This is a genomic window from Pantoea sp. USMM079, assembly GCF_037153115.1.
GTDB classification, from domain to species: domain Bacteria; phylum Pseudomonadota; class Gammaproteobacteria; order Enterobacterales; family Enterobacteriaceae; genus Pantoea; species Pantoea communis.
On sequence record NZ_JBBCKX010000025.1, the window covers coordinates 66,541 to 78,348 of the forward strand.

General features: G+C 51.2%; 8 protein-coding genes. 4 read left to right on the forward strand and 4 right to left on the reverse strand.

The window, feature by feature from the left end; all coding sequences use genetic code 11:
- Window positions 1-8 precede the first annotated feature (8 nt).
- The 4 genes from rpsA to serC form a co-directional block, all read right to left on the reverse strand.
- Window positions 9-1,682: a 30S ribosomal protein S1 gene (gene rpsA / locus WFP70_RS22560; protein WP_034820570.1), complete on the reverse strand. Its 1,674-nt coding sequence runs from the start codon at window positions 1,680-1,682 to the stop codon at window positions 9-11.
- Between the two features lie 122 nt (window positions 1,683-1,804).
- Complete coding sequence (gene cmk, locus WFP70_RS22565) at window positions 1,805-2,485, reverse strand: (d)CMP kinase (protein ID WP_038647821.1); 681 nt, start codon at window positions 2,483-2,485, stop codon at window positions 1,805-1,807.
- A 197-nt stretch (window positions 2,486-2,682) separates the two neighbouring features.
- Window positions 2,683-3,969 carry a 3-phosphoshikimate 1-carboxyvinyltransferase gene (gene aroA, locus WFP70_RS22570; RefSeq protein ID WP_337024443.1) on the reverse strand — a complete coding sequence of 429 codons (1,287 nt, stop codon included), beginning with the start codon at window positions 3,967-3,969 and terminating at the stop codon, window positions 2,683-2,685.
- 81 nt (window positions 3,970-4,050) lie between these two features.
- Window positions 4,051-5,136 (reverse strand): 3-phosphoserine/phosphohydroxythreonine transaminase, encoded by a 1,086-nt coding sequence (gene serC, locus WFP70_RS22575; protein ID WP_200570792.1) that lies wholly within the window; start codon window positions 5,134-5,136, stop codon window positions 4,051-4,053.
- Window positions 5,137-5,449: 313 nt separating this feature from the next.
- On the opposite strand from serC, the gene ycaO reads away from it, so the two are divergent.
- From ycaO to pflA, 4 genes are all read left to right on the forward strand, one after another.
- Window positions 5,450-7,210 (forward strand): 30S ribosomal protein S12 methylthiotransferase accessory factor YcaO, encoded by a 1,761-nt coding sequence (gene ycaO, locus WFP70_RS22580; RefSeq protein ID WP_182057583.1) that lies wholly within the window; start codon window positions 5,450-5,452, stop codon window positions 7,208-7,210.
- Between the two features lie 355 nt (window positions 7,211-7,565).
- Window positions 7,566-8,426, forward strand: a complete 861-nt coding sequence (gene focA / locus WFP70_RS22585) for a formate transporter FocA (RefSeq protein ID WP_034820596.1) — start codon at window positions 7,566-7,568, stop codon at window positions 8,424-8,426.
- A 67-nt stretch (window positions 8,427-8,493) separates the two neighbouring features.
- Window positions 8,494-10,776 (forward strand): formate C-acetyltransferase, encoded by a 2,283-nt coding sequence (gene pflB, locus WFP70_RS22590; RefSeq protein WP_097119328.1) that lies wholly within the window; start codon window positions 8,494-8,496, stop codon window positions 10,774-10,776.
- 159 nt (window positions 10,777-10,935) lie between these two features.
- The gene (gene pflA / locus WFP70_RS22595; RefSeq protein ID WP_097119329.1) at window positions 10,936-11,676 is read left to right on the forward strand and encodes a pyruvate formate lyase 1-activating protein; all 741 of its coding nucleotides are present in this window, start codon (window positions 10,936-10,938) and stop codon (window positions 11,674-11,676) included.
- Window positions 11,677-11,808 lie beyond the last annotated feature (132 nt).

Sequence of the window (11,808 nt, forward strand, 5' to 3'; positions counted from 1 at the left end):
CGGGTCGATTACTCGCCTTTAGCCGCTTTGAACGCTTCAGCCATAGCGCTAGAGAAGTTGCTTTCTTCCTGTTTGGTGTTAACAGTGTTGATAGCTTCTTTCTCATCAGCCTGGTCTTTAGCACGAACAGACAGGCTTACAACGCGGTTCTTACGGTCAACGCCGGTGAATTTAGCTTCAACGTCGTCACCAACACTCAGAACCAGAGTTGCATCTTCGATACGGTCCAGTGAAGCTTCTGAAGCGCGCAGGTAACCTTCAACGCCATCAGCCAATTCTACTGTAGCACCTTTAGCGTCTACTGCAGTTACTTTACCGTTAACGATAGCGCCTTTCTTGTTCAGGGTGATGTAGTTGTTGAATGGATCTTCAGCCAACTGCTTCACGCCCAGAGAGATGCGCTCGCGCTCTGCATCAACCTGCAGTACAACAGCAGCGATTTCGTCGCCTTTTTTGTACTCACGAACGGCTTCTTCGCCAGTCGCGTTCCAGGAGATGTCTGACAGGTGAACCAGACCGTCGATGCCACCGTCCAGGCCGATGAAGATACCGAAGTCAGTGATTGACTTGATTTTACCTTCAACGCGATCGCCTTTGTTGTGGGTCTCAGCGAACTGCTGCCATGGGTTGTTTTTGCACTGCTTCAGACCCAGGGAGATACGACGACGTTCTTCGTCGATGTCCAGAACCATAACTTCAACAACGTCGCCCACGTTAACAACTTTAGATGGGTGAATGTTTTTGTTGGTCCAGTCCATTTCAGAAACGTGTACCAGGCCTTCAACGCCTTCTTCGATTTCAACGAAGCAGCCGTAGTCGGTCAGGTTGGTTACACGGCCAGTCAGCTTGGTGCCTTCTGGGTAACGCTTAGCGATAGCAACCCATGGATCTTCGCCCAGCTGTTTCAGGCCGAGGGATACACGAGTACGCTCGCGGTCGAACTTCAGCACTTTAACAGTGATTTCGTCGCCCACGTTGACGATTTCGCTTGGATGCTTAACGCGTTTCCAGGCCATATCGGTGATGTGCAGCAGGCCGTCAACGCCACCCAGGTCCACGAATGCGCCGTAGTCAGTGAGGTTCTTAACGATACCTTTAACTTCCATGCCTTCCTGCAGGTTTTCCAGCAGCTGATCGCGTTCAGCGCTGTTTTCAGATTCGATAACTGCGCGGCGAGAAACCACCACGTTGTTACGTTTCTGATCAAGCTTGATAACTTTGAACTCAAGCTCTTTGCCTTCCAGGTGCAGAGTATCGCGAACCGGACGAACGTCAACCAGTGAACCTGGCAGGAACGCACGAATACCGTTCAGCTCAACTGTGAAGCCACCTTTAACTTTGCCGTTGATAACACCGGTAACAGTTTCAGCTTCTTCGTAAGCTTTTTCCAGCGTGATCCAAGCTTCGTGACGCTTAGCTTTCTCACGGGACAGCAGGGTTTCACCGAAGCCGTCTTCAACTGCGTCAAGCGCAACGTCAACTTCGTCGCCAACCTGGATTTCCAGTTCGCCGGCTGCGTTCTTGAACTGCTCTGCAGGGATTGCAGACTCAGATTTCAGACCCGCATCAACCAGGACTACGTCTTTGTCGATAGAGACAACAACGCCACGAACGATGGAACCCGGACGGGTTTCGATTTCTTTCAGTGATTCTTCAAATAGTTGAGCAAAAGATTCAGTCATATTGATAATCTTAGGATTCTTCAATTTAACGTCCACCTGACGTCATTGTCGGATGGGGTTGTTTCACATGCCCAGCACCGGGTCCCTGGTACAGGGTTACAGCAATTCAGTTACCGAATAGATTAAATGCCCAGCTTGTGGCGGGCATAATCGAGTGCCTTTTCAATCACTTGCTCAATGGACATACTGGTCGAATCCAGCACCAGAGCATCAGCGGCAGGCACTAAAGGCGCGATAGCACGATTACGATCGCGGTCGTCGCGTTCCTTTATCTCGGATAAAAGGCGATCAAAGTTAACATTAAAGCCCTTCTCCTGCAACTGTAGCATACGACGGTGAGCACGCTCTTCCGAACTTGCATCCAGGAAGATTTTTACCGGTGCATCGGGGAATACCACGGTGCCCATATCGCGGCCATCCGCAATCAAGCCCGGCTCTTCACGGAATGCTCGCTGGCGACGCAGCAGTGCTTCACGCACGCGTGGGAAAGCAGCAACCCGCGAAGCCGTATTGCTCACTTCCTGCGTACGGATTTCACCGGTCACATCCTCACCTTCCAAAATGACCTGCATTTCGCCTTCAACAGACAAGAAACGCACGTCGAGGTGAGCGGCCATAGGCACTAATGCTTCTTCGGATTCAATATCCACCTGATGGTGAAGTGCAGCCAATGCGAGTACGCGATAAATGGCACCAGAATCCAGCAAATGCCACTGCAATGACTCCGCCATCGCTTTACACAAGGTCCCTTTACCTGCGCCACTTGGGCCATCAATGGTAATTACCGGGGCGATTGCCGTCATTGTTCTCTCCTGTTGCTGCGTGCTTATTATCAGCCTTCTTGGCTGTTTGAATGCGCGGCATTATACGCTGCCCGCGTCAGGTTAGTTACCCTTTAGCGTAGACAGCGCCAGAAATTTCGACAGATTCAGAAGAATTTCCGCCCAACAAGACCAGAAGAGAGCGAGGAAACCCGGCACAAGCGTACCGGGTAGCGTGATTAAGAGGTCTGGCTGATTTTCGCCAACTGCTGGAAGTAATCCGGGAAGGTTTTCGCCGTGCAGCCGGGATCAAGAATGGTGACAGGCGTGTCCGATAACGCCACCAGCGCAAAGCACATCGCCATGCGGTGATCGTTATAAGTGCCAATATCCGCATGCTGAAGCTGAGCCGGTGGAGTGACACGAATGAAATCGTGACCTTCTTCTACTTCCGCACCCACTTTGCGCAATTCGGTCGCCATCGCCGCTAAGCGGTCAGTCTCTTTCACACGCCAGTTGTAGATATTTCGCATCAAGGTGGTGCCTTCCGAGAACAACGCCGTGGTGGCAATGGTCATCGCCGCATCTGGAATATGGTTCATGTCCATATCAATCGCGGTCAGAGAACCTCGTGTGCAGGCAATATAGTCATCACCCCACTCGATCACCGCACCCATTTTTTCCAGCACATCAGCAAAGCGGATGTCGCCCTGAACGCTGTTGCGGCCAATCCCGGTTACGCGAACCGTTCCACCTTTAATGGCGGCGGCGGCGAGGAAATAAGAGGCAGAAGAGGCATCGCCTTCCACCAGATAATCGCCTGGAGATTGATACTGCTGCTGGCCTTTTACCACGAAGCGCTGGTAATTCTGGTTATCAACGTCAACACCAAAGCAACGCATCAGGTGCAGAGTGATATCAATGTACGGCTTGGAGACCAAATCACCTTTGATGGTAATCACAGTGTCTTTCGGTGCCAGCGGAGCGGTCATCAGCAATGCTGTCAGGAACTGGCTGGAAACACTACCGTCCACACTGACATTGCCACCTACAAACCCGCCGTTCAGACGCAGCGGCGGATAATCCGTCTGCTCCAGGTAATCAATATTGGCTCCGCCCTGACGCAACGCATCCACCAGATGACCAATTGGGCGCTCTTTCATGCGGGGTTCGCCAGTCAGCACAATCGACTGTTGACCCAGGCACAGTGCGGCAGCCAGCGGACGCATAGCAGTACCGGCGTTGCCCAGAAAGAGTTCCAGGGCCTGGTCACTGTGCAGCGGACCTGCATTTCCCACCACTTCGCACACGGTACGATCGGCAGAGAGCGTGTAATTGACGCCCAGCGCCTTCAGCGCATTCAGCATGTGTTTAACGTCATCGCTGTCCAGCAAATTGGTCAGGCGAGTCGTGCCGTTGGCCAGCGCGGCCAGTAACAATGCGCGGTTAGAAACGCTTTTTGAACCCGGTAAGTTTACCGTGCCATCAACGCGAGCAATCGGTTGTAGAGTCAGGGAGTCCTGCATGTGAAACCAAATCTCCAGAAAAGACAAAACCCCGTTGTTTAACGGGGCCAGTGGCCAGCCAGGCTGGCCGATGATGAGTAATTAGCCGTGACGACGTTCGAAGTCGATCATGAACTCAGTCAGGGCTTTCACCCCTTCCAGCGGCATCGCATTGTAGATCGACGCACGCATACCGCCAACCACGCGGTGTCCTTTCAGTGCATGCAGGCCTGCCTGCAGAGACTCGTCCAGGAACACTTTATCCAGCGCGGCATCAGCCAGCTGGAACGGCACGTTCATACGTGAACGGTTCGCAGCGGCAACATCGTTACGGTAGAAGCTGCTGTTATCAATGACGCCATAGAGCAGGTCTGCTTTCGCCTGATTGACCTTATCCATCTCAGCAACACCGCCCTTCTCTTTCAGCCATTTGAATACCAGACCAGAGAGGTACCAGGCAAAAGTCGGCGGTGTGTTGAACATGGATTCGTTTTCAGCCAGCACCTTGTAATCAAGGATAGACGGCACATAACGCTGCGCTTTGCCCAGCAGATCCTCACGCACCACCACCAGCGTTAATCCCGCTGGACCGATGTTTTTCTGTGCGCCTGCGTAGATCACACCGTAACGGCTGACATCGATTGGGCGAGACATAATGGTTGAAGAAAGATCAGCCACCACGACTTTGTCACCAAAGTCAGGCTCTTCATCGATAGCAATACCATCAATGGTTTCATTCGGGCAGAAATGCACATAGGCGGCATCATCGTTCAACTGCCATTCACGCATTGGTAACAAAGCACGCTTACCGTCAAGCGTGGTTTTGACGTCGATGGTGTTCGGGGTGCAATATTTTTCCGCTTCTTTGATCGCGCTGTGTGCCCAGTAACCACCATCAATGTAGTCAGCGGATTTCGCATCACCTAACAGGTTACCCGGGATAGCTGCGAACTGCGCGCGAGCGCCGCCATGGCAGAATAAAACTTTGTAGTTCGATGGGATCTTCAGCAGATCGCGAAAATCCTGTTCTGCGGCTTCAGCGACAGCAATGAACTCTTTACTGCGATGGCTGATCTCCATTACAGAGGTGCCTAATCCGTGCCAGTTTGTCAGTTCTTGTTCTGCACGACGGAGCACTTCTACCGGCAGCATCGCTGGGCCGGAGCTAAAATTATAAACCTGCGTCATTTCCCCTCACCACTGTCATATCGAACGGTTATGAATACCGTATCGGTTTTATCATTGCCTCCGAATGGCTGCAATCATTAATCCGATAGCGATCACAATTCCGGGGCGGGCTCCACCGCAGCTTATGTCATAAATGCAATAAGCCACGGAATTTTGTGAGGGAGATTCCCGATGTAAAATCAGAATGCTGCCAGGTGATGAAATAGCCATGACAATACCGCGATAAATTTAGACCACTGAATAGCGAAGCAGGCGCAAAACCCGTATCATTGCGCGCTTTACGCCCACCCCATCGACTTGAGAGAGCGCCAACATGACGCAAACGTTTATTCCAGGAAAAGACGCCGCACTGGAAGACTCCATCGCACGTTTCCAGCACAAACTGCAGGACCTGGGCTTCAACATTGAAGAAGCCTCCTGGCTGAACCCGGTTCCACACGTCTGGTCTGTGCATATCCGCGATCGCGACTGCCCGCTGTGCTTTACCAATGGTAAAGGTGCCAGTAAGAAAGCGGCACTGGCTTCGGCGTTAGGCGAATATTTTGAGCGTCTCTCAACCAACTACTTCTTCGCCGATTTCTGGCTCGGTCAGTCCATCGCCAACGGCGATTTCGTTCACTACCCGAATGAGAAGTGGTTCCCATTGACCGACGATGACAGTTTGCCAGCAGGGATTCTGGATGCGCGTCTGCAGAAATTTTACGATCCAGAAGATAGTCTGAGCGCCTCAGATCTGATTGACCTGCAGTCAGGTAATGTTGACCGTGGTATCTGCGGCCTGCCATTTACCCGTCAATCCGACCAGCAGACGGTGTACATCCCGATGAACATCATAGGCAACCTGTATGTTTCTAACGGCATGTCTGCCGGTAACACCGCGAATGAAGCGCGTGTACAAGGCCTGTCTGAAGTCTTTGAGCGCCACATCAAAAACCGCATTATCGCTGAGTCAATTAGCCTGCCAGAAATTCCTGCTGAAGTGATGCAGCGCTACCCCGGCGTGATTGAGGCGATTGAACGTCTGGAAGCCGAAGGTTTCCCGATCTTCTCTTACGATGCTTCACTGGGCGGCAAGTACCCGGTTATCTGCGTAGTGTTGTTTAACCCGGCCAACGGCACTTGCTTTGCTTCATTCGGCGCGCACCCTGACTTTGGTGTGGCATTGGAACGTACCGTTACTGAACTGCTCCAGGGCCGTGGGCTGAAAGACCTGGATGTCTTCACCCCACCGACCTTTGATGATGAAGAAGTGGCTGAACACGCCAACCTGGAAACCCACTTTATCGATTCCAGTGGTTTAATCTCCTGGGACATGTTCAAAGATGATGCGGATTATCCTTTCGTCGACTGGAGTTTCTCAGGCAGCACGCACGAAGAGTTTGATACGCTGATGGCTATCTTCCGCGCGGAAGATCAAGAGGTTTACATCGCGGATTATGAGCATCTGGGCGTTTATGCCTGCCGTATCATCGTACCGGGCATGTCAGATATTTATCCGGCAGAAGACCTGTTATTGGCCAACAACAGCATGGGCGCGCCGCTGCGTGAAACGTTGCTGGCGCTGCCAGCCAGTGAATGGGAACCGGAGGCGTATCTGAACCTCATCGAGCAGTTGGATGAAGAAGGTCATGACGACTTCACTCGCGTCCGTGAGCTGCTGGGTCTGGCGTCAGGTAAAGACAATGGCTGGTACACCCTACGTATTGGCGAGCTGAAAGCCATGCTGGCATTGGCGGGCGGAGATTTGGATCAGGCTTTGATCTGGACGGAATGGACCATGGAGTTCAACCAGTCAATCTTCAGCGCTGAACGCGCCAACTATTACCGTTGCCTGCAAACCCTGCTGTTGCTCGCCATGGAGGAAGAACGCGATCCTCTGCAATATCATCGTGCCTTTGTGCGGATGTATGGCGAAGACGCCGTTGATGCCGCTTCTGCAGCGATCAGCGGTGAAGCGCCATTCTACGGCTTGCAGGCAGTGGACCTCGATCTCAAAGCCTTCCCGGCTCATCAGGCCCTGCTGGCCGCCTATGAAAAACTGCAGGCAGCAAAGCGCAACTACTGGTCGAAGTAATATTCACGAGCGCTTAGCGCGATATTTTTGCTAACGTTGAGAATGGCACTGATTAATCCCGGTGCCATTTTTTTTGCTTCAAATTGTCATACTCAACATTGAATATTGATAATTAACAATTCAGTTTCATTGATTAAACTGAATTAACATTAAGTCAATTTCAAAGATCCTTCATTAAACTTATTTTGCATAAATTAAAAATTTTTTAGTTGTTATAATTCAAATTGTTACATGCAAATTCCTTAGCTTAACGCCTCGCTTACCCCGTACCTCCCTGCCATTTATGATCCACATCAATTCCTGACCTATACTCCTTTGTTAGTATCTTTACAGACAATTTCAGGAGAGCGTTAGTGTGAAAGCTGACAACCCTTTTAATGCATTATTACCCGCGGCCATGGCGAAAGTTGCTGAAGATGCCGGCGTCTATAAAGCCACTAAACATCCTTTAACCACCTTCTTCTTAGCCATCACTGCTGGCGTATTTATTTCTATCGCATTTGTTTTCTACATTACTGCCACCACGGGCAGTGGCGCAATGCCCTACGGTATTGCGAAACTGATTGGCGGTATCTGCTTCTCTCTGGGTTTGATGCTGGTTGTGGTATGTGGCGCGGACCTTTTCACTTCGACGGTTTTGATTGTGGTGGCGAAAGCCAGCGGGCGCATCACCTGGATGCAACTCGGTCGTCATTGGCTGAATGTCTATATCGGTAACCTGTTTGGTGCGCTGTTCTTTGTCGCGCTGATTTGGTTAGCGGGTGAACATATGGTTGCCAACGGCGCGTGGGGTTTGAACGTCCTGCAAACCGCCGATCACAAAATGCATCACACGTTTATTGAGGCCGTTAGCCTCGGCACACTGGCTAATCTGATGGTTTGCCTGGCCGTATGGATGAGTTACTCCGGCCGCAGTCTGTTTGACAAAATGTTTGCCATGATATTGCCGGTCGGGATGTTCGTTGCCAGTGGGTTTGAGCACAGCATCGCCAACATGTTTTTAATCCCTATGGCAATTGTCATTCGCGACTTCGCCAGCCCGGAATTCTGGCAACTGGCCGGCTCCAGCGCCGCACAGTTCCCCTCTCTCAGCGTTGGCGACTTTATTGTTAACAACCTTATTCCCGTGACAATCGGCAACATTATCGGCGGCGGATTGTTAGTCGGTTTGACCTACTGGGTCATCTATCTTCGTGGTGATGAGCCGGTTCACTAAACAATTGATACGGGCGTGCTCAAGGGCACGTCATCGTCAGAGTCTCCCTAAATAAGGCAGGTATATCATGTCCGAACTTAACGAAAAAATGGCGTCAGCCTGGGAAGGATTTAGCGCCGGCGAATGGCAGAACGGTGTCAACGTCCGTGACTTTATCCAGAAAAACTACACCCCCTATGAAGGTGACGAATCTTTCCTCGCAGGCGCCACACCCGCCACCACTAAACTGTGGGACAGCGTGCTGGAAGGTATTAAGATTGAGAACCGCACCCATGCACCGGTTGATTTCGATACCGACCTGGCTTCTACCATCACTTCACATGATGCGGGTTATATCAATAAATCGCTGGAGACCATCGTAGGTCTGCAAACTGAAGCTCCACTGAAACGCGCCATTATCCCGTTTGGCGGCATCAAAATGGTCGAGGGCTCTTGTAAGGTTTATGGCCGTGAACTCGACCCAGCCCTGAAAAAAGTCTTTACCGACTATCGTAAAACTCATAACCAGGGTGTGTTCGATGTCTATACCCCTGATATTCTGCGCTGCCGTAAATCCGGTGTCTTAACCGGTCTGCCAGATGCTTATGGTCGTGGTCGTATCATCGGTGACTATCGCCGCGTGGCGCTGTACGGCATCGATTATCTGATGAAAGATAAAGTGGCGCAGTTCAATTCACTGCAAAGCGATATGGAAAATGGTGTCAATCTTGAAGCCACCATCCGCCTGCGTGAAGAAATCTCCGAGCAACACCGTGCGCTTGGCCAGATTAAAGAAATGGCTGCCAAATACGGCTCTGATATTTCTCTGCCCGCTACCACAGCGCAAGAGGCTGTACAGTGGACCTACTTCGGCTATCTGGCCGCGGTGAAATCACAGAACGGCGCCGCGATGTCTTTCGGTCGCGTATCCACCTTCCTCGATGTTTATATCGACCGTGATATTAAAGCGGGCAAACTGACTGAAGAAGGCGCGCAGGAGTTAATTGACCACCTGGTGATGAAACTGCGTATGGTACGTTTCCTGCGCACTCCAGAATATGACGAACTGTTCTCAGGTGACCCAATCTGGGCAACCGAGTCTCTGGCCGGTATGGGTGTCGATGGCCGTACTTTAGTCACCAAAAGTACCTTCCGCTTCCTGAATACCTTGTACACCATGGGCCCATCACCGGAACCTAACATGACCATTCTGTGGTCAGAAAAGCTGCCGGTTAACTTTAAGAAATATGCGGCCAAAGTCTCTATCGATACGTCTTCATTGCAGTATGAGAATGACGATCTGATGCGCCCTGACTTTGATAACGATGACTACGCGATCGCCTGCTGTGTGAGCCCAATGATTGTCGGCAAACAGATGCAGTTCTTCGGCGCCCGCGCCAACCTCGCTAAAACACTGCTGTATGCAATCAACGGTGGCGTGGACGAAAAACTGAAAATGCAGGTTGGCCCGAAAGAAGCGCCAATCACTGATGAAATTCTGGATTTCGACACTGTGATGGCACGTCTGGATCACTTCATGGATTGGCTGGCTAAACAGTATGTCACCTCATTGAATATCATCCATTACATGCATGATAAGTACAGCTATGAAGCTTCACTAATGGCGCTGCATGACCGTGACGTCTATCGCACCATGGCGTGTGGTATCGCAGGCTTGTCAGTGGCGGCGGATTCCCTGTCTGCCATTAAATATGCCAAAGTAAAAGCCGTGCGTGATGCGGATGGTCTGGCCGTAGATTTCGAGATTGAAGGCGAGTATCCGCAGTTTGGTAACAACGATTCACGCGTCGATGATATGGCGTGTGACCTGGTTGAACGTTTCATGAAGAAAATTCAGAAACTGCAAACCTATCGTAATGCAGTACCTACCCAGTCGGTGCTGACCATCACCTCTAACGTGGTGTACGGTAAGAAAACCGGTAACACCCCTGATGGTCGTCGTGCAGGTGCGCCATTCGGTCCAGGTGCTAACCCTATGCACGGTCGCGATCAGAAAGGTGCCGTTGCCTCACTGACCTCTGTTGCCAAACTGCCGTTTGCTTACGCGAAAGATGGTATTTCCTATACCTTCTCCATCGTGCCAAATGCACTGGGTAAAGATGACAACGTGCGTAAAACCAACCTTGCGGGCCTGATGGATGGTTACTTCCACCATGAAGCCAATATCGAGGGCGGCCAGCACCTGAACGTCAACGTGATGAACCGTGAGATGCTGCTGGATGCGATGGAACATCCGGAGAAATATCCTCAGTTGACCATTCGCGTTTCCGGTTATGCTGTGCGCTTCAACTCGCTGACCAAAGAGCAGCAGCAGGATGTGATTACCCGTACTTTCACTCAGTCCCTGTAATCTTCCCTGAAATGTAAAGGCTCCTGCGGGAGCCTTTTCTCCACAAGTCTGTTTTGCCAGTTTGCTTTCGCTGGCAGCCTGGCAAAATCGACTTTAATCCAAGAGCACAACACAGATTGTGCCGCCTGATGTTGAGGCTAACCCGGAGAATACATCGCAATGTCAACCATCGGTCGTATCCACTCATTTGAATCCTGCGGCACCGTTGACGGTCCCGGCATCCGTTTTATCACCTTCTTCCAGGGCTGCCTGATGCGCTGCCTCTACTGCCATAATCGCGACACCTGGGACACCCACGGTGGCAAAGAAGTCACGGTGGACGACCTGATGAAAGATGCACTGTCGTATCGTCACTTTATGAATGCCTCTGGCGGAGGAGTAACGGCATCAGGTGGGGAAGCGATCTTACAAGCCGAGTTTGTGCGTGATTGGTTCCGTGCCTGTAAGGCAGAAGGCATTCACACCTGCCTGGATACCAACGGCTTTGTACGTCGTTACGATCCAGTGATCGACGAACTGCTGGATGCCACCGATCTGGTGATGCTCGACCTAAAACAAATCAATGATGATGTGCACCAGATTCTGGTTGGCGTCTCCAATCATCGCACCCTCGATTTCGCACGCTATCTGCAGAAGAAAGGCAAACGTACCTGGATTCGCTTTGTCGTGGTGCCCGGCTATTCCGATGATGATGATTCTGCCCATCGCCTCGGCGAATTTACGAAAGATATGGAGAACGTCGAGAAGATTGAGCTACTGCCCTACCATGAACTGGGCAAGCATAAATGGATTGCCATGGGTGAAGAGTACAAACTGGATGGCGTTAAACCACCCAGTAAAGAGACGATGGAACGGGTCAAAAGTATTCTGACAGGATATGGTCACGAAGTGATGTACTGACAAAAAAGGGAGCTTAACGCTTAATGCTTGTCAGTTAAGATCTTAATGGAGGCCGCAGCGGATAACGTTGCGGCTTCTTTTTTACCGCCCTTGGGTAATGCCGCACTCTTCTTTCCGGCAGCACCAGCCCTG

Coding starts and splice junctions, on each gene's coding strand:
- serC (WP_200570792.1), bottom strand. CDS start 5,136: ATGACGCAGGTTTATAATTTTAGCTCCGGCCCAGCGATGCTGCCGGTA.
- pflA (WP_097119329.1), top strand. CDS start 10,936: ATGTCAACCATCGGTCGTATCCACTCATTTGAATCCTGCGGCACCGTT.
- rpsA (WP_034820570.1), bottom strand. CDS start 1,682: ATGACTGAATCTTTTGCTCAACTATTTGAAGAATCACTGAAAGAAATC.
- pflB (WP_097119328.1), top strand. CDS start 8,494: ATGTCCGAACTTAACGAAAAAATGGCGTCAGCCTGGGAAGGATTTAGC.
- ycaO (WP_182057583.1), top strand. CDS start 5,450: ATGACGCAAACGTTTATTCCAGGAAAAGACGCCGCACTGGAAGACTCC.
- cmk (WP_038647821.1), bottom strand. CDS start 2,485: ATGACGGCAATCGCCCCGGTAATTACCATTGATGGCCCAAGTGGCGCA.
- aroA (WP_337024443.1), bottom strand. CDS start 3,969: ATGCAGGACTCCCTGACTCTACAACCGATTGCTCGCGTTGATGGCACG.